Source organism: Flavobacterium gyeonganense (genome assembly GCF_029625295.1).
Taxonomy (GTDB): domain Bacteria; phylum Bacteroidota; class Bacteroidia; order Flavobacteriales; family Flavobacteriaceae; genus Flavobacterium; species Flavobacterium gyeonganense.
In genome coordinates this window covers 2,592,800-2,617,391 of the sequence record NZ_CP121112.1, presented here as the reverse complement: position 1 = coordinate 2,617,391, position 24,592 = coordinate 2,592,800, and the positions used below count along the sequence as shown (strand labels likewise).

Here is a 24,592-nt window from a genome sequence, read left to right as displayed (position 1 = left end):
CAGGTTTCGCAACTTGAAACCTCAAACCTCAAACAAATAAAACATTCAATATGGCTTGGTTTAAAAGACAGGAAAAAGGGATTACGACTGCTACAGAAGATAAGATGGACGTTCCGAAAGGATTGTGGTACAAATCTCCTACCGGAAAAATTATTGATGCAGACGAATTAGCGAGAAACTTATTCGTAAGCCCTGAAGATGATTTTCACGTTCGAATTGGAAGCGCAACCTATTTTGAAATTTTATTCGACAACAACGAATTTGTTGAGTTAGATAAAAACATGACATCAAAAGATCCTCTGCATTTTGTGGATACAAAAAAATATGCCGAGAGACTGAAAGATGTAATGGAAAAAACACACCTTAAAGACGCTGTTCGTACTGGAGTAGGAAAATCTAAAGGAAGAGAACTTGTAATCTGCTGTATGGATTTTGCCTTTATTGGCGGATCTATGGGAGCCGTTGTAGGTGAAAAAATCGCAAGAGGTATTGATCACGCGATCAAAAACAAATTACCTTTTGTAATGATTTCCAAGTCTGGTGGGGCCCGTATGATGGAAGCAGCTTATTCCTTAATGCAATTGGCTAAAACATCTGTAAAATTAGCTCAGCTTGCCGAAGCTGGCTTACCATACATTTCTTTATGTACAGACCCAACTACAGGAGGAACAACCGCATCATATGCTATGCTGGGAGACATCAACATTTCTGAGCCTGGCGCTTTGATTGGTTTTGCTGGTCCGCGTGTTGTACGTGATACTACAGGAAAAGATTTGCCGGAAGGTTTCCAGACTGCTGAGTTTCTTTTAGAGCACGGTTTCCTTGACTTTATCACGCCTAGAAAAGAATTGAAAGATAAGATCAATTTATATATTGATTTGATTCAGAACAATGATATTAGAAAATAGTTTTTAAAACTTCTAAAAATATTAAAATCTCATCCGCTTCATTGCAGGTGAGATTTTTTTATATATTTAATTTTAAATCTTATTTTCATGGCTAAAATTTTTATTGGTTTCGTTATTTGTATATTTCTTTCGAATTGTAACATGAAAGAAAATAAAAAAGAAAATATTCCTTATATAATTTCTAAGGAAAGTAAGAGAAAAATCACCGGCAACGATACCATTCCTCCAAGCACTCCTATTCCCGGCTGGCTAGTCTATGGAACAAATACCTTTATTATAAACACTGATTCTACAGCATACTACTTTCAAAATAAAGGAATAGGATTTATATGCGGAACACCAAATGCAGACACTATTCCTTATTTTATAAATTTACAACCAAAAGATTTAATTGAAATTTCAAATAAAAACCTTTATGAATTTATAAAATTGAATTATAAAGATAACTTTCGAAATGCAACTTTTATCGCATCACAATCTGACACATTGACATCGAAGATATTCTTTGATTTACGTAAATCTTTGAAGTATTTTATCAGAGATCGTGATTTCTGTATTGTAAGAAGAACAACCCAAGAAGAAGATACTGTTTTGAAATATAAGAGAAATGATGAATCTTATTATTCTTCAGATGATATTAAATGGGATAAAACAAAAATTAAATTCCCTGAGTAAGTTAAATTTGTCAAACCACTAATTCGAATTAAAACGAAACCTTAAAAAACTACATTCCCGTTCTAATTGCCTCAACAGGATCAAGATTTGCAGCTGAAATAGCCGGCAATATTCCAGAAATTAATCCAATAAGAGCCGCTAAAGTTGTTCCTAACATTATATTTCCAAAACTTAAAACAAATTCAAAATCAAGTGCTTTTGTTAAAACAAACGCAATTCCCCAAACCATCAGTAAACCAATAATCCCACCGATCACAGAAAGAATTATGGCCTCGAATAAAAACTGAAATAATATGAATCGGTTTTTAGCTCCCAGCGATTTCTGAATTCCTATTAAATTGGTTCTTTCTTTTACGGATACGAACATAATATTAGCAATTCCGAAACCTCCAACTAAAAGAGAAAACCCGCTGATAATCCACCCTACAACATTCATCTGACCCAAAATTCCATCAATAAAATCGGTAAATCCGGAAAGTACATTTATAAAGAAATTATCCATCTCCCCTGCTTTCATTCCGCGAATTGCTCTTAGTTTTTGAGCAACTTCTGCTTTATAAGCATCCATATCGACACCTTTTACCGGTTTTAAAACAATTACTGGTGTCATCGAATCGCTGTCGCCGTACATTCTACGCAGGAAATTAGCAGGAAAATACACAGAAGTATCATTACTGTCTCCAAAAAACCCTGCCCCTTGTTTTGTCATTACTCCGATAACCGTAAAACGCTGTCCGTATAGACGAATATTTTTTCCAATAGGATCGCTTTCTCCAAAAAGCCCGTTGGCAATATCATAACCTAAAACAATTACGGGAGTTCCTGAATTCGATTCGGATTCATTATAAAATCTTCCTTTGTCAAAACTCAATCCGTCAATATCAACCATTTCGAAAGAAGAAGGAATCATATTTACGTCGGCAACGGTTTTCGAATCATATTTTAAAGTTTCACGATTAACGAATAACTGGTAGCCTACCTGATCGGTATTATTTAGGGAATTTTTCAGGGCAATATATTCATCATATTTTACATTTGGAAACTGCTCTCTCTTCCATTGTGGAATTTCAGATGGCCCAAAATTATATTTCATTAAATAAATTGTATTTTTATCTAAGCTGCTCAGATCTTTTGAAATTTTCCGATCGAGTGAATCAACAGCGGCAAGTACAGCAATAATCGAAAAAATACCAATAGTCACACCTAGCAGTGATAATAATGTTCGCAATTTATTATTTCGTAAAGCATTAATGGCAAAGCTCAGACTTTCTTTTAATAACCTAAGATAAAGTAGCATATGTTCGTTTTTTCGATAAAGTAAAATTCAATAAATTTAAATCAAAAACCTAATAAAAGGTAACTAACTCATCAGTAGATTTTTTTAATATAATGTTACAAGAATTCCTTTAAATATATAATCAAAAAAAACTACTTTTGCAGTCTGAAAATTATAACTACACAATGAGCACGACTAAAAAAATACAATCAGCATTAATATCTGTTTTTTCGAAAGATGGATTAGAGCCAATTGTTCGAAAATTACACGAACAAAATGTAACACTTTATTCGACTGGAGGAACAGAAGATTTCATCAAAAACCTTGGAATTCCAGTAGTTCCTGTTGAAGACATTACTTCTTTCCCTGAAATTCTTGGTGGAAGAGTAAAAACGTTGCACCCAAAAATTTTTGGCGGAATCTTGAATCGTCAAGACAATGAAAGTGATGTGCAGCAAATGAAGGAATTTGATATTCCGCAGATCGATTTAGTGATTGTTGATTTATATCCTTTTGAAAAAACAGTTGCTTCTGGCGCAAGCGAACAAGATATTATTGAAAAAATTGACATTGGCGGAATTTCATTAATTCGTGCTGGTGCTAAAAACTTTAAAGACACTGTAATTGTTGCTTCTGTTAACGAATACAGTTTGCTTTTAGATTTAATTACTGAACAAAATGGTTCTACAACGCTAGAAAACAGAAGATTGTTTGCTACAAAAGCATTCCATATTTCTTCTCACTATGACGGAGCTATTTTTAATTATTTCAACACAGATGAGACTATTTACAAAGAAAGCATTGCAAACGGTCAAGTTTTAAGATATGGTGAAAACCCTCACCAAAAAGGATTCTTCTTCGGAGATTTTGATGCTATGTTCAAAAAAGTTCACGGAAAAGAATTATCATACAACAACTTACTAGATGTTGATGCTGCAGTAAATTTAATTGCTGAATTTAAAACTGACGGACCAACATTTGCAATCTTGAAACACAACAATGCCTGTGGATTGGCTTCAAGAAAAACAATCAGCGAGGCTTATTTAGCAGCTTTGGCCTGCGACCCGACTTCTGCTTTTGGAGGAGTTTTAATTTCAAACGTTAAAATTGATTTAGCAACTGCTCAGGAAATCAATAAATTATTTTGCGAAGTTGTAATTGCTCCAGCTTATGATAACGAGGCAATTGCCGTTTTACAAGAAAAGAAAAACAGAATTATTTTAGTTCAAAATGAAGTTGAATTACCATCTCGTCAAGTAAGAACTTGTCTTAACGGATTGTTAATTCAGGACAGAAATAATATTACGGATAATAAAGAGCATTTAAAAACCGTTACAATTACAGAACCTACTGCTCAGGAGATCGAAGATTTGATCTTTGCTTCTAAAATCTGCAAGAATACAAAATCAAACACAATTGTATTTGCTAAAAACGGAACATTGATTTCATCTGGTACAGGTCAGACTTCAAGAGTTGACGCTTTGATTCAGGCAGTTGATAAAGCAAAAGCTTTCGGATTTGATTTAAATGGTGCTTCAATGGCAAGTGATGCCTTTTTCCCATTTCCTGACTGTGTAGAATTAGCTAAAAAAGCAGGAATAACTGCTGTAATTCAGCCAGGAGGTTCAATAAAAGACGAATTAAGCATAAATTATTGCAACGAAAATAATCTTGCAATGGTATTTACAGGAACACGTCATTTTAAACATTAATTTGTTTAACTTTGTTCGATAAATTATTTTATAACATTTTAAACCCCTAAAAAACTTATGGGATTTTTTGATTTCATGACCGAGGATATTGCGATAGACCTTGGAACCGCAAACACTTTAATCATTCATAATGATAAAGTTGTTATTGATAGCCCTTCTATCGTAGCACGCGATAGAATTTCTGGCAAAATCATTGCTGTTGGTAAAGAGGCCAACATGATGCAAGGTAAAACACATGAAAACATCAAGACCATAAGGCCTTTGAAGGATGGTGTAATTGCCGATTTTGATGCTTCAGAAAAAATGATCAATATGTTCATTAAAAGCATACCTGCATTAAAGAAGAGAATGTTTACTCCTGCTTTAAGAATGGTGGTATGTATTCCTTCTGGTATTACTGAAGTGGAGATGCGTGCGGTAAAAGAATCTTGCGAAAGAGTTAACGGTAAAGAAGTTTATTTGATTCATGAACCTATGGCAGCGGCAATTGGTATTGGTATCGATATCATGCAGCCAAAAGGAAATATGATTGTTGACATCGGAGGTGGTACAACTGAAATCGCTGTTATTGCGTTAGGCGGAATTGTATGCGACAAATCTGTAAAAATTGCGGGTGACGTTTTCACAAATGATATTGTATATTACATGCGTACACAGCACAACCTTTTCGTAGGAGAAAGTACTGCAGAGAAAATAAAAATTCAAATTGGAGCAGCTATCGAAGATCTTGACGGACCGCCAGAAGATATGTCAGTACAAGGTAGAGACTTACTTACAGGTAAGCCAAAACAAGTTGATGTTTCTTACCGTGAGATCGCTAAAGCATTAGACAAATCTATTCAGCGTATCGAAGATGCAGTAATGGAAACATTATCTCAGACCCCTCCAGAATTAGCAGCAGATATCTACAATACAGGTATTTATTTAGCTGGTGGAGGATCAATGTTAAGAGGTCTTGACAAACGTATTTCTCAAAAAACAGATTTGCCTGTTTACATCGCAGAAGATCCATTAAGAGCTGTAGTTCGTGGAACCGGAATGGCACTTAAAAACATTGCAAAATTCAAAAGTATCTTAATTAAATAAGATTCGACATAACAATCATTTTTTTTATTAGAGTTAAATTTCATCATTTAACTCTAATAAAATTTGAAACTAAAAGCATATCCTGAAACAAAATAACCAAACAAGAAATGCAGCAAATTTTTAATTTCATTATAAAAAACAGTAATCGTTTGCTGTTTTTGCTGCTTTTAGGTATTTCGTTGGCACTCACAATCCAATCTCACTCATTTCACAGAAGCAGAACAATTAGCTCTGCTAACTTTATTAGTGGTGGCGTTTATGAAAAAATAAACAGCGTAAATGAGTATTTGAATTTGAGAACTGAAAATGACGAACTTGTACTTGAAAACGCAAGATTAAAAAGTCTTTTATTCAACATAGAAGATACAACAAAAGCACCGATGATCGACAGTATTAAAGGTGTTAAGCCAGCTGATATTATTGTCTCGAAAGTAATTCATAACTCGTATAGCACACACGAAAATTATCTGACTTTAAATTCGGGATCAAACGAAGGTGTTAAACAAGATATGGGAGTAATTAATAGTTTAGGAATTATTGGTATTGTAGACAATACATCTCCTAACTATTCTACTGTGATTAGTATATTGAATATGAAATCTCAGATTAATGCAAAATTAAAAAAATCAAATCATTTTGGTTCTTTGACCTGGGACGGAAAAAGTACAGGGACCGTTCAATTAACTGATGTTCCGAGACTGGCTTCTGTTAGAAAAGGAGATACTATTGTTACGGGTGGACAATCTGTAATTTTCCCTGAAAACATTAACATTGGTGTAATTGATAAATATTATATAGACACAAAAACAACATTCTATACAATTGATGTCAAATTATTTAACGACATGACTAATTTAGGACATGTTTATATTATTAAAAGTAAGGGAAGGGAAGAACTTATTAATTTAGAAAACAAAAACAAGGAAAAAGATGAATAGCGCACTGTTAGTCAATATTTTTCGATTTATTATGTTACTTGCAATTCAGATTGTTATTTTTAACAACATGAATTTCTTAGGGTACATAAGTCCTTACCCGTATATTTTATATATTATTTTATATCCTGTAAACAGCAATCGATCCGGTTTAATAATTTCGAGTTTTTTATTGGGTATTACAATGGATATGTTTTGTAATTCAGGGGGCATTCATGCAGCAGCCTGTGTTATTTTAGCTTATTACAGGCCCTATATTTTTAAATTCTCTTTCGGATTGAGTTATGAATATCAAACTATCAAACTAAACGAATCCTTAACGCCTGAGCGTTTCTCATTTATTTTAGTTTCTGTTTTCTTACATCATATAGTTTTATTTATTCTGGAAGCTTTCCAATTTAAATTCATTTGGGATATTTTGCTCCGCACTTTATTTAGTTCCATTTTTACAATACTCATTTCTATCATAATCATTTATCTTATTAAGCCAAATAAACGATGAGAAAAGTCCTGCTGCCCACTTTAATTATTATTGCAGCATCTTTGCTAGTGATCAGGATATTTTATTTGCAGGTTATTGATGATTCTTTCAAACTGAAATCAGAAAATAATGCCATCAAAATAAAATATGACTACCCTGAACGCGGGTATATTTATGACAGATACGGAAAACTGCTTGTTGCAAACCAGTCATCTTATGATATCATGGTGATTCCAAGAGAAATTAAAGATAATCTCAATATCGCTGAATTCTGCGAACTATTAAATATTACTAAGGAAGAATACGAGAAAAGAATAGCCAAAGCGAAGGTGTATAGCCCTAGACTACCTTCTGTTTTTTTAGCACAGCTTAACAAGACAGAATTTGCAGCTTTTCAGGAGAAAATTAGAAAATATGAAGGCTTCTATTTTCAAAAACGTTCTCTTCGTGATTATGAAGTTGATTGTGGCGCTAATATTTTTGGTTTTATCACACAGGTAACCGAAAAACAGATTGCAAAAAACCCTTATTACAATAGTGGTGATTTAATTGGTAAGCAAGGCGTCGAAGAAAGTTACGAAGAAATCCTGAGAGGCATAAAAGGTGTAAAATATATCCAAAAAGACAAATACAACAGAGAAATTGGTTCTTATAAAAACGGAAAATATGATACTATAGCGGTTCAGGGAGAAGATATTAATTTAACTATTGACGCAGCACTTCAAAAATATGGTGAAGAATTGATGATCAATAAAAGAGGCGGTATCGTTGCTCTTGAGCCTAGCTCGGGTGAAATTTTAGCACTCGTAACTGCTCCGTCATACGATCCGGGAATCTTAGTTGGAAGACAGCGCTCTAAGAATTACACACTTTTATATCGTGATTCAATAGCTAAACCGTTATATGACAGAGGACTTTTGGCGGAATACCCACCCGGTTCTCCTTTTAAAATATTAACAGGTCTGGTAGCTTTACAAGAGGGTGTAATTGATGAAAATTTTTCTGTTACCTGTCATCATGGTTTCAGTTATGCAAGAGGCCGATTTATGAGATGTCACTGCAGTGGAGGCCAATTGCAACTACACAGAGCTATTTACCAATCCTGTAACAGTTATTTCGCAACTTCATACATGAGAACAATTAATAAATACACAAAACCTGCTGCTGCAGTAGATGTATGGAGTAATCACCTTAAAACTTTTGGTTTAGGTGAATTTATGGGTTACGATTTACCAACTGGTAAGAGAGGAAAAATTCCAACTTCTAAAACATACAAACGAATGTATCCTAATGGCGGCTGGAAAAGTACTGCCATTGTTTCAAATGCTATCGGGCAGGGAGAAGTTGTAATGACACCAATTCAGCTTGCAAATATGATGGCTACAATTGCGAATCAGGGCTATTATTACACCCCTCACATCATAAAAAAGATTGAAGGCAAAAGCATCGATTCAAAATTTACAACAAAACACACAACATCTATTGATAAAAAATATTTTCCTCCAATAATAAGTGGCTTATTTGATGTTTATAATATGGGAACAGCAAGCAGATTAAAAGTCGAAGGAATTGATATCTGTGGAAAAACAGGTACGGCTGAAAATTTTGCGAAGATTGACGGTAAAAGAGTTCAGCTTGAAGATCACTCTATATTTGTTGCATTTGCACCAAAAGACAATCCAAAAATTGCGATTGCAATTATGATTGAAAATGGTGGTTTTGGAGCTTCAATTGCCGGACCCATTGCGAGTTTAATGATAGAAAAATATTTAAAAAAGAAAATTTCCAGAACGGATTTAGAAGTCAGGGTTTTAAACAAAAGTCTTCAAAGCGAATATGCAAAATTAGGCGGACTTTCAGAAAGTGTTAAAAAAGAAATACGAATAAAGGATTCTATTGCAAATGTTGCTAAGTTAGAAATTAAACGAAAAGACTCAATTGCAAAAAGCAAAAGAATAATTCCAAAAACCAAAGCTGATTCCATCAAACGAAATTAATAAGGGATTCATTTAAAATGAAAAATCAAAGTGTAAAAAAAATATTGATTGGATAAGCGTTATCATTTACAGTATTCTGGTGATTCTGGGATGGTTAAACATATATTCGTCTTCCTTATCTTCTACAGAAGGAACTTATGAAAAGCAGTTAATATTTATTGGCTGTACCATTCCTTTAATTTTCGTTGTTTTATTCGTTGATGGTAAATTCTATGAAAAATATGCCAGTATCATCTTTGGAGTTGCATTATTATCATTGGCCGGATTGTTTCTCTTTGGAAAAACAATTGCAGGACAAAGATGCTGGTACGCTATCGGAAGCTTTACACTTCAGCCATCAGAATTTGCGAAAGCAGCTACTTCATTGGCCTTAGCCAAATATCTGAGCGACACACAAATTAATCTTAAGGAAACCAATCGTCAAATCCAGGCACTTGCCATAATATTCCTGCCTGTAATTTTGATCTTGCCGCAACCGGATCCCGGGAGTGCTTTAATTTATAGTATTTTCATTATTGTTTTATATCGGGAAGGACTGCCTGCCTGGTACGTATGGACCGGTTTCATAACCATACTTTTATTTGTACTAACACTCATTTTAGAGCCTTATGTTGTTATTTTAATTGCGTTCGCAGTATTGGCTATTATACATTTTAAAGGAAGAGCTGTTGACCGTAATATTATTTTAAGCAGTATACTCCTGGCCATTATTTCAGCATTTGTTTTTTCAGTTGATTATGTTTTTGATCATGTTTTTAAACAACATCACAGAGACCGTTTCAATATATTGCTAGGAAAAACGGTCGATATGAAAGGTATCGGATACAATACTAACCAATCTGAGATTGCTATAGGATCAGGAGGCTGGACAGGAAAAGGTTTTTTAGAGGGGACACAGACAAAAGGTGGTTTTGTACCAGAACAACACACTGATTACATATTTACAACTGTAGGCGAAGAATGGGGATTTGTTGGTTCCTTCATTGTTATTGCATTATTTGCCGGATTACTTTTAAGAATTATTTATTTAGCTGAAAGACAAAAAACAAAATTCAGCAGAGTATACGGATATTGTGTTGCCGGAATTTTATTCATTCACTTTTTTGTGAACATTGCCATGGTAGTTGGTATTTTTCCTACAATTGGAGTACCTTTGCCTTTCTTTTCTTACGGAGGATCTGGTTTATGGGGATTCACCATTTTACTTTTTATATTCTTAAAAATGGATGCCAATAAAGTTAATGAATGGTAGGTAATTTAAAAAATTAAATAAAAAAATCCGAAGCTTCAACTTCGGATTTTTTATTACATATAACTTAAAATTTCTTTTTTGTAATTGTCATATTCACCCTGGAGAATTAAGCCATTATCCAGCAGTTTTTTATAATTCTGTAATTTATCAAAAAGCTCTTCTTTAGATAATTCACTTAATTTACGCTCACCTGTTGACTGAGTTTGTTGAATTGGTTCGAAAGTGTCTGTGTAAGACGGAGCTGCCGGCAAAATTTCTGCAAAATTAGTTACTTCTTCTGTTTCAATTTCTTCAACTGTATCCTCTTGCTCTTCTGCCTGAAGAGTTTCTGAAACTGGAGCTGATATAGTCACCGGATTTTTAAGTAAATCCAATTGTTCTTTTGCGTATGTATATATTTTTCTGGCCTGGATTTTTGGAATATAATCAATTGAAATTGACAAATCAGTATTGGTATTAAAAGAAAATTCTGAACCCAGAATATTTTCTTTTACAAAAGCTCCCGCAACATCATCCCAGGTATAATCTGTAAAATCCATTGAAAGACCCAGATTTTTAGGTTTACAAATAATAATTCTTTTATTCGTTAATACAATGCTATCCGGAAAAACAGTAATTGCAGGCTTTTTTTGAACTGCTATATATCCTACTTCTTCTCCTTTCATCAATAAATCATTGAGTTTTGAAGTGATTTTTTCAATCGCTTTAGGATCTTGCTCTTCGTTCAGAAATTTTTTAAATTGTTCTTTCATATTCTATAAACTACTAAGTTGCAAATTAATTGAGTGTTATGTTTTTGACATTCCTTACAAATGTAATGCCTAATTTTCTAATTGCTCCGCCTGTTCGGTAAAATTTTACCTCGGGTCGATAATTTCATTCTGAATTTTCTTTGTCAAACTTTTGAAAACCAATTCATATGAATGATCTATGAGTTCCTTAACAAAATGTCCCGGTAGATTTCCGTTTAGTGCAATCGTATTCCAATGTACTTTGCTCATATGAAATCCAGGTTTTATTTCATCATATTCTGCCCTAAGCTCCTGTGCCCGTTCAGGATCACATTTCAAATTTACGGAAGCTTCATTCTTTTCCCATTGTGACAAAGACGACAAAGCAAACATTTTTCCACCAACTTTAAATACCAAAGTATCTTCATCAAAAGGAAAATGTTCGCTGACACCTTTTTTCGAAAGGCAATATTCGTAAAACGTTTCTAAATTCATAATTGTTTATTTACCAATTTCACCCAAATGAGTGTATTTAAAACCTTTTTCATATTTAAGGCCATAACCAAAAATACGATCCATTGCAGAATGTGACATCAAAATAACTCCTGCTAATTGCAGAACTTCAATTTTAAAATACGATCCTAAAATATAAAATAAAACGGCAATTCCTTTATGATGAAACACATTATAAAAAAAGCTCCGCTTTTATTTCCAAATAAATATCCCAGCATCGATAAATCAGGGGCTAAAATTAAAACCAAAAACCACCACCATTCAAAACTTAAAAGACTGAACAAATAAATTCCGAAAATAAATAAAGCCGTTTCTTCGAGTTTAACAATTGTATTCATCATAGTATTTTTTCCATCATTTTTCCAGGATGACTCAGTTTAGTAAATCCGAATTTTTCATATAAAAAATGTGCATCTGTTGTTGCCAGACGCCAGATTTTAATATCTTTCAGCAGCGGCTCATTCATCATATGCTGAATTAAAATGGAAGAGTATCCTTTTCCACGATGTTCTTCCGCAATAAAAACATCCATTACATATCCAAAAACAACATAATCTGTAATTACCCTTGCAAAACCAATTTGTTGATCATTCAAATAAATCCCAAAGCAAACAGAAGCATCAATTGTAGTCTGTACCTCTTCAATAGTCCGGCCGGCAGCCCAGTAAATATCTTTTAGAAAATTTTGTATAAATGGAACATCAAGTTTTGTTTTATCAGTAGAAACGGTAATCATTAGAGTTTGTTTTTTTACCACAAATTACACAAATTTTCACGAATTATTTTTATTCTACACATTAGAGATCAGAAATTATTAAATCTGTGAAAATCATTTTAGCACAATAGCTCTATCGGGATTGGCAAGACAAAAAATTGCAAAAATTCACGAAATTTGTGTGTAACTTTTTTAAATCTTATATAAAATAGGCTTGGAAGGGCTTGCATCGTTTTCAAAAGAAGCAATTTGTATGTTTAACAGATAATTCCCATCATGGATTTCGTTTGGCACAAAAATCATTTCTGTGATTGTCGCTTCAAAACGTGCATCGCTGTTTAAATTATGTGTATCCATAACATTCCAAAAAGCTTTATGAGCTAATAGTTTACCCTCATCATGCTCACGGTCAACACTTGGCAAATCAATTAAAAGATGCTGAATTTCGCTTTCGCGGATAAAAATCGCTGCTTCTTCAGACAAATAGGGTGGATTTGTATTCGAATACTTTCTTGATTTTTTTCTTTTTGATTAGGAATCGTTCTAATAATAATTGCTTTCGTTTTTGAAAAATCTGAACTATTGAGAGCATTTGATATCTGCTCTTTTGTAATCACAAAATCTTCCTCAATTTTTTCAGGTTCGATGGTAATTAGTCTGGCAAAAAAGAAAAACTTTTTCAAAGATTGGTTTATACTGTAAAAATCATTTGTAATATGCCCTAAACATTCCGTATGCGTACCATGCCCATGCGGATTGAAGAAAATATTATTAAAATTAGTCGATGATTTTCCTTCAGAAACTTTGCCTATCCAGTCTCCAAAAACCACAGGCTCAATTGAAGGTTTTTCAATATACCATGCAATTGGGTTTTCTTCTGTATTAGTTAATGGAATCGAGATATCGATAGGTTTTGATAAGTCTATTTGATATTGATTGTCAATTACTGCTAGCATACACAAACTATTATACGAATTTTATCTGCATTAAATTTTTATTCATCCAAATTTAAATAAAACAAATCACTCGCGATTCCATCCGTTAAAAATTTTCCTTTTGATGTTGGTTTCAGTATGTTATTTTCTATTGAAAGTAAATCATCATCTAAGAATTTTTGAGCCTGTTCTTTCAGGTAATTTAAATATTGCTGTCCAAATTCATTTTCAATTCTTTCTAGAGAAACGCCCCAAATAGTTCGCAATCCCGTCATAATACATTCATTATAACGATCTGAAGTAGTCAGAATTTCAGTTTCTATGGGAAGTTTATTTTCCTGAATTGATTTTAGGTAAAGCGAATTATTGGCAATATTCCAGCCTCTTTTTTCTCCATCATAACTATGTGCAGAAGGTCCAATTCCGATATATTTTTTCCCGAGCCAGTAAGCAGAATTATTTTTTGAGAAATAATTTTCTTTCCCAAAATTCGATAATTCGTAATGAATAAAACTGTTTTTTTGAAGCATTTCAACCAAAATCATAAAATGATTTGAAGCGGCTTCATCCTCTGGTTCAGCAATTTTTCCGGTTTGAATTAATTTGCTCAAAGCTGTTTTCGGCTCAACTGTCAAAGCATAACTCGAGATATGCGGAATGCCAAAATCCAGAGCCGTCTGAATATTCTGTTTCCACATTTCGTCAGTCATACCTGGAATTCCGTAAATCAGGTCCAAGGAAATGTTATCAAAATATTTGGTTACTTCTTCCAGACATTTTTTGGCTTCCTCCGAATTATGAGCACGGTTCATCAGCTGCAAATCTTCTTCGAAAAAAGACTGAATTCCGATACTGAGACGATTTATCTGACTTTTGGATAGCTTTAAAATTCGTTCTGAAGACAAATCATCCGGATTTGCTTCGAGCGTAATTTCAGGATTTTCGATTACTTTATAATTCTCATAAACTTCAGCAATCAAAAAGTTAATTTCTTCATTACTTAAAACAGAAGGTGTACCTCCTCCAAAATATATCGTTTCTACAATCTCATTTTCAAATTCATCTTTACGCATGGTAATTTCTTTGGCCAATGCCAAAACCATATCGTCTTTCTTTTTCATTGAAGTAGAAAAATGAAAGTCGCAATAATGGCAAGCTTGTTTGCAAAAAGGTATGTGAATATAGATTCCGCTCATTTTTTTAGTTTTCAGTGTTCAGGTTTTTAGTGTTCAGTTTTATCGTTGACAAATGCCTACTAAAAGCTTTTACTATTCACTAATTTTAACTCCAAACTTTACTGGGTTCAAAAGCATATAATTTATTAATTTTCCGATTTCAATACTTTCGGACAAAAGCTCATCATAGGATTCGTTTGAAATATATTTACAAGCTAAAGCAAATTCCAGCCAAACTTGTGTCTCAGAATTTTCACCGTCTGAGTCAGTTAATTTACTGTAGAAATGTTTCGGATAAATACGTTTTCTGTAAGCTTCCGCAATTGTTATCGGAACACTTCTGGATGAACGTCTAATCTGATCGGTTAATGAATAAGTTTCTTCTTTTGGAAACTGTTTGGTAATATCAAATATCTTCATTGCTAAAGAAAACGACTTTTTGTAAGCTAATAAATCTTGAAATCTCATTAAATTTTTATTTATAACAAAAACTACAAAAGAAAATAGCTGAGTACTAAAAACCTGAACACTGAACCACTACTTTTTAACTCTATCCTCATTCTGTTTTACAAAAGCATCCCAGCCTGAATAACTTTTTCCGGCAACTACTTTTCCTGAATTGAAATGATGACAAACAGCTGCAGCCAAACCATCAGTCGAATCCAAATTTTTAGGTAATTCTTTTAAACCTAAAAGCTGCTGCAGCATTTTGGCAACTTGTTCCTTGCTGGCGTTTCCGTTTCCGGTAATCGCCATTTTTATTTTTTTAGGTTCATATTCGGTAATTGGAATACCTCTTGAAAGTCCGGCTGCCATGGCAACACCCTGTGCGCGACCAAGTTTTAACATCGACTGTACATTTTTACCAAAAAAAGGAGCTTCAATTGCAATTTCATCAGGAAGATGCGTCTCGATTAATTCGATGGTTCTTTCGAAGATGATTTTTAGTTTTTGGTAATGATTATCGTATTTGGAAAGCTGCAATTCATTCAATTGCAGAAACTCCATTTTTTTATTGGTGACTTTAATCAGTCCAAAACCCATAATTGTGGTTCCGGGGTCAATACCTAATATGATGCGTTCTTTTGTCAAGAGAAGTTTTGTTTCAAGTTTATTTTATTTCAAGTTTCAAGTTACCTGAATCTCGAATAAATCATTTTCTAATTTACTAATTGCCACATTATCTCATTCTCAAATTGACTACTTTTGCGGCATGATTTCAATTCCTCACAAAGCTAAGCAATTCCTTGTTCTTCTGGCCAAACTTTTGATTGTTGGCGGTGCATTTTATTTTATTTACAATCAGCTAGCGAACAATGATAAACTCGACTGGCAGAAATTCATTATTTTGTTCCGAAAAAATCAGTCGGTTTTAGGAATTGGATTTATCTTGCTGTTGAGCGTTCTGAATCGCTTTTTTGAAATTTTAAAATGGCAGAATTTAGCCAGAGTCATATCTCCGATATCTTTAGGAGAAGCAACAAAACAGGTTTTAGCTGCCTTAACCGCCGGGATTTTCACTCCAAACGGAGTTGGGGAATATGCCGGAAAAGCTTTGTACTATCCTAAAACGGAAGCTAAAAAAGTAGTTTTTCTGAACTTAATCTGTAATGGAATCCAGATGATTTTGACCATCATTTTTGGCATTTTCGGTTTGTTATATTTCAATGCACTTTATGATGTCATTACCACAAAATCAGTATTGATTTTATTTGGCGGATTTGTATTTATTCTGATTCTGTTATTTTCAATAAAAAAGATAAAAGTTAAAGGATATTCAATTGAAAAACTGATTCATAAAATCAATGAAATCCCAAAGCCAGTTCATCAAAAAAATATATTTTTAGGCATTTGCCGTTATTTGGTTTTTTCGCACCAATATTACTTTTTGTTTCTCGCTTTTAAAGTTCAACTACCTTATTTAACCTTAATGGCAGCCATCACTTCTGTATATTTTTTAGCTTCATCATTGCCAACATTTCAGTTTTTGGATTTTGCGGTAAAAGGCAGCGTTGCGATTTATTTCTTCGGAATTCTGGGTGTAAACGAATGGATTGTGGTTTTCATCAGCACTTTAATGTGGTTTTTAAATGTAGTTCTTCCTGTAGTTTTAGGAAGTTATTATGTTTTGAATTTTAAAACAAAAACTGCTGTATGAGCCTGATATTGTTTGTCATATTAAAAATTTATGTCATAACAATCGGCTTGCTGATTTATGGTTTTTTCAAAGTCAAAAAATATCAAAAATCAGATTTAGAACCTAAAACAAGTTTTACGATTATAGTTCCGTTTCGCAATGAAGCAAAAAATTTGCCCCTACTTTTAGAAAGCTTTTCGAAATTAAATTACCCACTTGATTTATTTGAAGTGATTTTGGTTGATGATTCTTCAGAAGAAAAGTTTGAGGTTTCAGGTTTCAGGTTTCAGGTTTCTACAGTTGATACTATTCGTATGTCAAAATCTCCTAAAAAAGATGCCATCACAACCGCAATGCAGCATGTAAAAACCGAATGGGTTATTACCACCGATGCCGATTGTATTGTTCCTGAAAACTGGCTTTTATCATTCGACAATTATATTCAGGAAAATAAAATCTCGATGCTCGCAGGGGCAGTTAGGTATGATTGCAAAAATTCATTTTTAGATCATTTCCAGCAATTGGATTTAACAAGCCTGCAAGGAGCTACCATCGGAAGTTTTGGACTTGACTATGCTTTTATGTGCAATGGCGCCAATTTTGCGTATACAAAATCATTATTTGAAAGCTTAAACGGCTTTGAAGGAAACGATAAAATTGCCAGCGGAGATGATGTTTTTTTATTGCAGAAAGCAATTCGGAAATTCCCAAAAGAAGTTCATTATTTAAAAGATGAAGAAGCTATCGTAACCACCAAACCCACTGAAACCTGGAAAACTTTATTTTATCAAAGAGTGCGCTGGGCGGCAAAGACAAGTTCGTATCAAAGTGCGTTTGGAAAGTTATTGGGACTGGTTGTTTTCTTTGGAAATTTAAGTTTCGTTATTGGATTTTTATTTCTCCTTTTTGGAATCTGGTCGTATCCTATTTTTGTTTTGTTTGCTTTTCTTAAGTTTTTTATAGATTTTGTTTTGCTTTATATCACCAGTCTTTATTTGACTAAAGGCCATCTAAAAAGTTGGTTTTTGAGTAGTCTGTTTTATCCCTTTTTTAGTTCGGCTGTAGCTTTATACAGTTTGTTTGGCTCTTATGAATGGAAAAACCGTCGGTTTAAAGTATAATTTTATTTTTAATCTTACTGCCTAGCCCTGATGGGAGAAACATCCTTTTTATTTTTTCTTTAAAAATAAAAAGATATAACGGACAGCAGGAACAGCTACTTTAAATCCTTCTCATTTAATTTATTTTTCTTTTCCTTAAGAATGACAGGTAAAATAAATTGTGATTTAACGGGAATTCCACGTTTAATGGCTGGATTCACTTTTGGAAAATCTATCAATCGTGCACGAAGAATACTATCGATTTTTATCGTGTCATAAGTCACTGAATCCTTAGGGAACTGCGGCTCAAATTCCAGGGTCGCATTAGGAAAAACAGTTACTTTAACTTCTATGGTATCTAATTCGGGATACAAAATGGAGAGTGTATCTATATCCAGTTTTTCCTGAATAAGCCTCGACATGATTTCGAAAAAACATTGCTGTCGCTGACTTTTATCGTTGATTTTCTCGCAGTCTGGCAAAGAGGGGTATTCATCAACTACTTTCCAGTTGATTGATTTTAATTCTTTTTGAAGCAATTCTTTTTCAGAAGGTATCTGCTTCTCAAAATATTGACAAGAATTTAAAGATATGAAAACAAAAAAAAGAGAAAAACGTTTCAAGATTTTGATGTTGATTTGACTAATATTGTAAAAATACGATTATTTTTTGGTAAACTTTGTATTGCAAATATTCTTCAAAGAGAAATTATGAACTATTTTTTCATTACTTTATAAGTGATGATTCAATAGATGGCATAAATTTACAATTAAAATTTACAACGGTTTTTAGCATGGATTTAGTATTAGTTTTACTTGGTTTTATCTGCATGATTATAGGAATCATGGGAAGTTTTTTGCCCGTTTTACCCGGGCTGTCAAGTTGTTGGGTTGGTTTGTTATTACTGTATTTAACCAAAGCGGTTGAAAATAATTACTGGGTTTTAGGAATTACTTTTATCATCATGATTATTATCACGATTTTAGATTATGTGATTCCAGCCAAGGGAACTAAACGTTTTGGCGGCAGCTCATACGGCATTTGGGGAACTAATATTGGTCTTATAGTTGGTATCCTTACACCAATTCCTTTTGGAATAATTATAGGCCCATTTGCAGGGGCATTCATAGGTGAAATGCTATACGATTCTAAAGATCATAGAAGAGCATTTAAGGCTGCAACAGGTTCACTAATTGGTTTTTTAGCCTCCGGTTTTATCAATTTTTTAATGTGCGTTATTTATTTTGGATCATTTCTTACTATAGTTTGGAAAAACAGAGTTTTATTGTTTTAATTACTCAATAAATACTTAAGTATTTTCTTATTTTTAACATAGTTCAAATAAAAAATCTTTTTTTTATTCTAAATAATTGCTACTTGGTATTAATACAAAGTATTATATTCGTTGATAATATCATAATTTGTTAATTAAATTACACAAAAGTTAAAACAATATATTTAACTTATTTTTTGGATATGTTAATTTATTTTATATTTTTATCACTATAATCGACAAAATACCACATTTAATCGGTTTATTGACAGCAATTATTAACTAATCCCGTAACAATTATGACCCCAAATCTACAAATTGAACTACGCCGTTTTATCTCATCTAATGTCATCTCAAAACTGAACAAATTCTATTTCGAAAATGATGCTTTACTAATTAAGGCTATCGATGTCTCGCTGGGAACTGTTTTAATGGGATGCTATAACAATTTTGATGAAAAAGCTTTAACGGAAATGACTGAGCTTGTAACAGAATCAACATTTTACAAAGAAGTTGATTTTACTTCTTCCAGAATTTTGTCTGTGGATGAAAATTATAAATCAGAAGGAAATCACTTTTTAGAAAAAATTTTCACCAGCAAAAAAGCCAGAATTACTGAAATGATTTCGAATGAAGTCGGCATCAAAAGTGAAACAGCACGTGAAGTTTTAAACTTTTCTACATTGCTTATCCTTTCTTATTTAAAGTATAATGCTGAAGTAGCTTCAAGTTTAAAATTGCTTCTCGATGAACAAAAAAGAGACATCTTAAACAGCATACCTCCGGGAATTAAAATTATTTTAGGCTTCTCCTGTTATGAAACTGTGGAAGAAAAAAATAATTCGCGTTTCGCAAGATCAATTTTTAATCTTTTTGGAAACATCTAAAATTTTAAATAGATTAAAAATTAGATTTTCTCAATTGGTCTTTTCTTTAAAAGTTTCAACAAAACAGGAAATGTAGAGATAACCACAATGATTATAATGATATATTCGATATGATGTTTCAGATCGATTCCTTGTTTTAAAAATACTCCGTATAAGTAATGACCTGCAAAAATCAATATAAAAGACCATAGAAAAGAGCTCAAAATATTATAGAACATAAATTTCTTTTTATCCATAGAAACTATACCTGCAATAATTGGGGCAAATGTCCTGAAAATTGGTAGAAATCTTGCATAAATAATAGCTTTACCTCCATACTTTTCGAAGAAATCCTTCGATTGTAAGAGGTATTTCTTTTTAAACCAAAAAGAATCTTCTTTTTTTGAATAAATAGTATCCGCTTTTAGCACCAAACCAATATCCGGTCATATTTCCTAAAACACCCATTACTGCTACCATAAATGCCAGTAAAAAGACGTTTAAAAAATCATTAGGAATATAAACCATATTCTCTATTAATTCCCGACTGTAAATTCCCGCTAAAAACAACAAGCTGTCTCCTGGCAGAAAAAAACCTGCAAAAAGTCCTGTTTCAGCAAAAACGATAAACAAAACAATAAATAAACCAATCTGAAAACCTCCAATGCTTAATGTGATGTAAAATTCAGGGTTTATTAATTGAGTCCAGTCGAAATTATTCATATCAGGTTTGGTTACATTTATTAGTTGGTGAAAGTAACAATAATTTAATTTAACCACAATAAAATACGGTATTTTAAAGATAAATTAACTATTAAAAAAGCCCGGGCTTTTTTAAAAACCCGGGCTCATAATTATTCTCTTTCATACTTACAGCAAGAATGCAGATTATCATAATCTGCCTGAGTTGCTTTTACTTCTTTGGTATCATGACCAACCTTAGCAACAGCTTTATTCAAATCAGCTGTTGATGATTTTTCTTCATTTAAAATTACTGTTAGCTGGTGTGAACTAATATCCCAATTAGCAGTTTTTACACCTGGAACACTAAAAGCCGCTTTTTCGATACGTTTTTTACATTGTTCGCAATTGCCATTTACCTCTGTAGTGTATTTTAAATTCTTATTTTTTTTAGTTTGTGCCTGAGCCGAAAATCCTAAAAAAGTTATTAATGCTATTAAAATTATCTTGTTCATCTTTTTATTATTTATTGTTATTGAATTTGTTTTTTGCAATTGATAATTGCCTTTATTTTATTTTAAATCGTAATCCTGCATAATACATTTGTCCAAAAATTGGCGCGTATGCAATTGAAGCATCAAAGTTCGCACCAAACGGATCTTCTGCACCTAAAATTGCTTTTTGCTGCTTGTAATTTCCAATATTCTCCCCTCCTGCATATACTTCAAAAACTGGAGAAAAAACTCTGGTAACCTGAACATTCATGACAGCATAAGAAGGTGAAAATTCTGAAAATCGGTCAGCTTCAGGATTTGATGCCGTATATGGTAACTGTTGTTTTCCAGACCAGCTAAAGGTGTAATCAAATTTCCATTGTTTGTGATCATTTAATTGGGTTTCATATTCAAGATTTCCTAAAAAACGATGTTTGGCCTGCAATGGTCTCTGGAAAGTTCCTCTCAAATAATCGGTTTGAATATCATAGTATTTGTAGGCTGTTCTTAAATTCAGGTTATGGATTAACTCATAATTGAACTCTAGTTGTAAACTATTTGCGAATGAGTTTCCTTTTAAATTATAAAACAAAACCTCTTGTGGGCTTTGCATCAAATCGACAACGGCCTGATTTTGGAAATCTGTTCTGTAAATATCAAAACCTGCTTCGGCATTTTTATTGAAAAGTTTGAATTTCTGAGAAAAACTCACACCATAATTCCATGCAATTTCAGGATTTAAACCATAAATTTTTCCACTATTATCTAAGATTGAAAAAGTTCTTGAACTTGCAAAAAGCTGTTGATTCTCTGCAAAAATATTGGCAGATCGTTTTCCTCTTCCTGCTGAAAAACGAACAACTCCGTCTTTCCATGGATTGTATCGCATATGAAGACGAGGCGTTACGAAAAACCCTAAACGGTTATGATTATCGACCCTTCCGCCCAAAATCAAACTAAAATTATCCGTATTATCATAAGTGTATTCAAAAAAAGCACCAACAGAATTATCAATTCGGCTATAATCAATTGCATTTACAAATTCCTGATATTGATCATAGGCAAAATTCAAACCAGCTGTAAACTTATTCATTGTGTTGCTTATTATGGAATTAAAAATCAAATTCGAATAAAAACTATTCTGTTTAATATCGTATTGATTTAAACCAAAATATGAATCTTGTTTATGACTGTTAAAAGCGTTTTGAAAACCAATGCTCTGATATGGCATATCTTTAAAAACGTAACCAATTTTTGTAGATACATCAAAACGTTCTGTATTGATTTCTGAACCCCAGTGATTCGTTGTTCCACGATCGGTATCTTTATCAAAATCTACTTCACCCGTTTGTTTTTTATCATTCATATACCTGAAATTGATAAAACTCACCAAACCGCTTTCAGGATTATAATATTGATAACGGTTCAAAAGATTGATTTGTTTGCCTAGCGGATTATCTAAGAATCCGTCATCGTTCATGTCATTTTTTGCTACACGCGTATTTCCGTGCAGAAATAAACTTGTCGCCCATTTGTCAGATAATTTTTTATTGAAATGGGTATTCAATTCAAAACGGGCATCAGTAGAGCCATAAGCATTCAGAAAAAACGGAATGTCACTTAAAGGCTTTAAAAGTTCCGTATTGATTTGTCCCGAAATACTTTCGTATCCGTTAATTACACTTCCGGCACCTTTCGTAATCTGGACGCTTTCAATCCAGGTTCCCGGTGTAAAAGACAATCCATAAGCCTGGGAAGCACCACGAACCGAAGGTATATTTTCTTCAGTAATCATTAAATACGGACTCGTTAAACCCAGCATTTTTATTTGTTTGGTTCCCGTTAAGGCATCAGAAAAATTCACATCGATTGATGGGTTCGTTTCAAAACTTTCTGCCAGATTGCAGCAGGCTGCTTTAAGCAATTCCTTGCTCGTGATCACGGTTGTATTAGCAGTAACCGTATAGGATTTTTTAAGTGATTTTTGCTTTTTGGTAACTTTTACTTCCTCTAAATCTTCCTGTGAAAACACAGAAACGGAAAGCAAAATCATCATAAAAAGCATGATATTTTTTTGCATAAAAAAAGATTTTAATGTTAATCAGAAACTGTCTTTTAATTTCCTGAATACAGAAGGAAAAACCAAAACAGTATAGTACAAACCAAATATGGCTTGATTCTAAACATTAAAATCAGGCGTAAAAAATATATTGATGATAGAGTTGATATAAAGGAGGAGCATTCGCATCAGCATAATACGAAATGACTTCTTTACTTTTAAAATTTGGAACTGATAAAAAACCAAGCGTTTTAAAATCCTGAATTACTGCCAGAAAAGCAATCTGAAAAAAGAAAACTTTAAAAGTAGCATCATCTGATTTTTTTTCAAATTTAACCACCTTGTCTTTACAGCAGGAAGATTTTTTTCTTTGTCTCCACAGCACTTTTTTTCAGGAGAAATCTTACTTAAGGAAACCGAAGCGATTTTTCCTCCGCAATAATGCACATCAAAAGCAAACCCAATGTTGGATACCAACAATAGGAACGCTAAAAATACTCCCGTGCACTTCTTTAAATTCATAGTGCAAAATTATTTAAAAAGTCCGGATAAAAAGCTAAATGAAATGTTATTTTTTAAGATTTTGCTTCTGATAGTAAAAAGCAGCCACAAACAATAGCAAAAAAATTGGCTGAATAATAAATCTTCTTACATAAAAAAGCAGCCAGTTTGCATTGGGGAAAAATTCGAGAATGATAAAAAAAGCAGTCAAAAGAAGTACTAAAAAAAACATATATAAAAATGCACTAAACTTGAAGATTTCTTTATCCCTGAACAAGGTATAAATAAGCACTAATGACAAAATAGTATTCAAAGCATAACGAAACAAAAGTCCTGCAAAAAGTTTTAAATTGTCAACCTGAGGAAATGGAAATCCTTTAAAATCAGACTCAAAATAAACCAGAAAAGGATCATAAAACAATTTATTTTCGAAAGCTCTGACGATCCCTAAACACAAAACAACCAGAATAGTAATTATGATTTTGAATTTATTTTCGGAAAGTTTATTTAGCATATTTTGAAAATTTATTTACCCAGAAAACCCATAAAGCGAAAACAAGTCCATAAATAATTAACGGAAAAAGAACACCGTGCAAAAGATGTACTTTTTCAGGATAGCGAAATAACAAAACAGCCAATAACGCAATTCTGATCACATTTAAAATATAAATAAAAAGAGTTCCTGATAAGATAAACAATACAGTCATTTTAAGTTTTCCGGAAAAAGCCAGCACAAATGAAACAAACAAAATCATTACGCTTACTGCATTACACCCTTCTACAATTCGAATAACATAATGCTTATTGTACCAAACTTCTAAATAAGCTCCCGATAAACTTTTCTGAATCAGAACATCATAATTAAAAACATCCATTAACCAATAGACATTAGAGCCAACAACAGCAGTTATTCCGTCAATATTATCTGACTCAAAACTATTCAGATAACTTTTATAAACTAAGGTAAGTAAAATATAAGCAGCAAAAAAAGTCCCTATGAAAATTAGGAATGGTTTAAATTGTACTAAATATTTTTTCAAAAGATTTTTTTTTCAAATTTATGTATTTTTTGAGTTCAGCTTTAAATACT

Annotated in this window: 24 protein-coding genes and 4 pseudogenes; 12 read left to right on the top strand and 16 right to left on the bottom strand. The window is 32.8% G+C overall.

Going from position 1 to position 24,592, the window contains the following annotated elements:
* Positions 1–50: 50 nt before the first annotated feature.
* Positions 51–908 carry an acetyl-CoA carboxylase, carboxyltransferase subunit beta gene (gene accD, locus P5P89_RS11445; protein ID WP_163392113.1) on the top strand — a complete coding sequence of 286 codons (858 nt, stop codon included), beginning with the start codon at positions 51–53 and terminating at the stop codon, positions 906–908.
* An 87-nt stretch (positions 909–995) separates the two neighbouring features.
* The gene (locus P5P89_RS11440) at positions 996–1,583 is read left to right on the top strand and encodes a hypothetical protein (protein WP_278008450.1); all 588 of its coding nucleotides are present in this window, start codon (positions 996–998) and stop codon (positions 1,581–1,583) included.
* A gap of 49 nt (positions 1,584–1,632) precedes the next feature.
* Here the strand turns inward: P5P89_RS11440 and P5P89_RS11435 are convergent, their stop codons facing one another.
* Entirely contained in the window at positions 1,633–2,880 is a 1,248-nt protein-coding gene (locus P5P89_RS11435; protein WP_278008448.1) for an ABC transporter permease, read from the bottom strand.
* A gap of 164 nt (positions 2,881–3,044) precedes the next feature.
* On the opposite strand from P5P89_RS11435, the gene purH reads away from it, so the two are divergent.
* The 6 genes from purH (at position 3,045) to rodA (ending at position 10,322) form a co-directional block, all read left to right on the top strand.
* Positions 3,045–4,571 (top strand): bifunctional phosphoribosylaminoimidazolecarboxamide formyltransferase/IMP cyclohydrolase, encoded by a 1,527-nt coding sequence (gene purH / locus P5P89_RS11430; RefSeq protein WP_278008447.1) that lies wholly within the window; start codon positions 3,045–3,047, stop codon positions 4,569–4,571.
* A gap of 57 nt (positions 4,572–4,628) precedes the next feature.
* Positions 4,629–5,657, top strand: coding sequence for a rod shape-determining protein (locus P5P89_RS11425; protein WP_007804822.1), 1,029 nt, complete (start codon positions 4,629–4,631; stop codon positions 5,655–5,657).
* A gap of 107 nt (positions 5,658–5,764) precedes the next feature.
* Positions 5,765–6,595 (top strand): rod shape-determining protein MreC, encoded by an 831-nt coding sequence (mreC, locus tag P5P89_RS11420; RefSeq protein WP_278008445.1) that lies wholly within the window; start codon positions 5,765–5,767, stop codon positions 6,593–6,595.
* On the top strand, positions 6,588–7,094 hold the full coding sequence (locus tag P5P89_RS11415; RefSeq protein ID WP_223679250.1) for a rod shape-determining protein MreD: 507 nt from the start codon (positions 6,588–6,590) through the stop codon (positions 7,092–7,094). The genes mreC and P5P89_RS11415 overlap by 8 nt, the downstream gene beginning before the upstream one ends.
* Entirely contained in the window at positions 7,091–9,070 is a 1,980-nt protein-coding gene (mrdA, locus tag P5P89_RS11410; RefSeq protein WP_278008444.1) for a penicillin-binding protein 2, read from the top strand. The genes P5P89_RS11415 and mrdA overlap by 4 nt, the downstream gene beginning before the upstream one ends.
* Before the next feature lie 85 nt (positions 9,071–9,155).
* Entirely contained in the window at positions 9,156–10,322 is a 1,167-nt protein-coding gene (rodA, locus tag P5P89_RS11405) for a rod shape-determining protein RodA (protein ID WP_278012008.1), read from the top strand.
* A gap of 53 nt (positions 10,323–10,375) precedes the next feature.
* Here rodA and P5P89_RS11400 read toward each other — a convergent pair whose 3' ends face one another.
* The 8 genes and pseudogenes from P5P89_RS11400 to ruvC form a co-directional block, all read right to left on the bottom strand.
* Positions 10,376–11,074, bottom strand: coding sequence for a PH domain-containing protein (locus tag P5P89_RS11400; RefSeq protein WP_278008443.1), 699 nt, complete (start codon positions 11,072–11,074; stop codon positions 10,376–10,378).
* 105 nt (positions 11,075–11,179) lie between these two features.
* Positions 11,180–11,548: an MmcQ/YjbR family DNA-binding protein gene (locus tag P5P89_RS11395; protein WP_278008442.1), complete on the bottom strand. Its 369-nt coding sequence runs from the start codon at positions 11,546–11,548 to the stop codon at positions 11,180–11,182.
* 6 nt (positions 11,549–11,554) lie between these two features.
* Positions 11,555–11,904 (bottom strand): annotated as a pseudogene (locus tag P5P89_RS11390) (DUF4260 domain-containing protein).
* Positions 11,904–12,302, bottom strand: coding sequence for a GNAT family N-acetyltransferase (locus P5P89_RS11385; RefSeq protein WP_278008441.1), 399 nt, complete (start codon positions 12,300–12,302; stop codon positions 11,904–11,906). The pseudogene P5P89_RS11390 and the gene P5P89_RS11385 overlap by 1 nt, the downstream one beginning before the upstream one ends.
* Positions 12,303–12,473: 171 nt before the next feature.
* Positions 12,474–13,237, bottom strand: a pseudogene (locus tag P5P89_RS11380) (cyclase family protein).
* A gap of 38 nt (positions 13,238–13,275) precedes the next feature.
* On the bottom strand, positions 13,276–14,412 hold the full coding sequence (gene hemW / locus P5P89_RS11375; RefSeq protein WP_278008440.1) for a radical SAM family heme chaperone HemW: 1,137 nt from the start codon (positions 14,410–14,412) through the stop codon (positions 13,276–13,278).
* A 72-nt stretch (positions 14,413–14,484) separates the two neighbouring features.
* Positions 14,485–14,859 carry a four helix bundle protein gene (locus P5P89_RS11370; RefSeq protein WP_278008439.1) on the bottom strand — a complete coding sequence of 125 codons (375 nt, stop codon included), beginning with the start codon at positions 14,857–14,859 and terminating at the stop codon, positions 14,485–14,487.
* 69 nt (positions 14,860–14,928) lie between these two features.
* Positions 14,929–15,483, bottom strand: a complete 555-nt coding sequence (gene ruvC, locus P5P89_RS11365) for a crossover junction endodeoxyribonuclease RuvC (RefSeq protein ID WP_278008438.1) — start codon at positions 15,481–15,483, stop codon at positions 14,929–14,931.
* Between the two features lie 121 nt (positions 15,484–15,604).
* On the opposite strand from ruvC, the gene P5P89_RS11360 reads away from it, so the two are divergent.
* Positions 15,605–16,549 carry a hypothetical protein gene (locus P5P89_RS11360; RefSeq protein WP_278008437.1) on the top strand — a complete coding sequence of 315 codons (945 nt, stop codon included), beginning with the start codon at positions 15,605–15,607 and terminating at the stop codon, positions 16,547–16,549.
* The gene (locus P5P89_RS11355; RefSeq protein ID WP_278008436.1) at positions 16,546–17,649 is read left to right on the top strand and encodes a glycosyltransferase family 2 protein; all 1,104 of its coding nucleotides are present in this window, start codon (positions 16,546–16,548) and stop codon (positions 17,647–17,649) included. The genes P5P89_RS11360 and P5P89_RS11355 overlap by 4 nt, the downstream gene beginning before the upstream one ends.
* Before the next feature lie 95 nt (positions 17,650–17,744).
* Here the strand turns inward: P5P89_RS11355 and P5P89_RS11350 are convergent, their stop codons facing one another.
* Positions 17,745–18,251: a hypothetical protein gene (locus P5P89_RS11350; RefSeq protein WP_278008435.1), complete on the bottom strand. Its 507-nt coding sequence runs from the start codon at positions 18,249–18,251 to the stop codon at positions 17,745–17,747.
* Positions 18,252–18,421: 170 nt separating this feature from the next.
* Here P5P89_RS11350 and P5P89_RS11345 point away from each other — a divergent pair, with 170 nt between their 5' ends.
* Together P5P89_RS11345 and P5P89_RS11340 are read left to right on the top strand one after the other, a co-directional pair.
* A complete protein-coding gene (locus P5P89_RS11345) occupies positions 18,422–18,922 on the top strand; it encodes a DUF456 domain-containing protein (protein ID WP_278008434.1) in 501 nt (166 codons plus the stop codon).
* 278 nt (positions 18,923–19,200) lie between these two features.
* Positions 19,201–19,788, top strand: a complete 588-nt coding sequence (locus P5P89_RS11340; protein ID WP_278008433.1) for a DUF937 domain-containing protein — start codon at positions 19,201–19,203, stop codon at positions 19,786–19,788.
* 20 nt (positions 19,789–19,808) lie between these two features.
* On the opposite strand, the pseudogene P5P89_RS11335 reads toward P5P89_RS11340, so the two are convergent.
* The 6 genes and pseudogenes from P5P89_RS11335 to xrtF form a co-directional block, all read right to left on the bottom strand.
* A pseudogene (locus P5P89_RS11335) lies at positions 19,809–20,490 on the bottom strand (DedA family protein).
* A gap of 131 nt (positions 20,491–20,621) precedes the next feature.
* Positions 20,622–20,963, bottom strand: coding sequence for a heavy-metal-associated domain-containing protein (locus P5P89_RS11330; protein WP_269234483.1), 342 nt, complete (start codon positions 20,961–20,963; stop codon positions 20,622–20,624).
* Positions 20,964–21,015: 52 nt separating this feature from the next.
* A complete protein-coding gene (locus P5P89_RS11325) occupies positions 21,016–23,022 on the bottom strand; it encodes a TonB-dependent receptor plug domain-containing protein (protein ID WP_278008432.1) in 2,007 nt (668 codons plus the stop codon).
* Positions 23,023–23,134: 112 nt separating this feature from the next.
* Positions 23,135–23,523: pseudogene (locus P5P89_RS21790) on the bottom strand (HYC_CC_PP family protein).
* A 46-nt stretch (positions 23,524–23,569) separates the two neighbouring features.
* Positions 23,570–24,016 carry an exosortase F system-associated membrane protein gene (locus tag P5P89_RS11315; protein WP_278008430.1) on the bottom strand — a complete coding sequence of 149 codons (447 nt, stop codon included), beginning with the start codon at positions 24,014–24,016 and terminating at the stop codon, positions 23,570–23,572.
* On the bottom strand, positions 24,006–24,542 hold the full coding sequence (xrtF, locus tag P5P89_RS11310; RefSeq protein ID WP_278008429.1) for an exosortase family protein XrtF: 537 nt from the start codon (positions 24,540–24,542) through the stop codon (positions 24,006–24,008). The genes P5P89_RS11315 and xrtF overlap by 11 nt, the downstream gene beginning before the upstream one ends.
* Between the last annotated feature and the right edge of the window lie 50 nt (positions 24,543–24,592).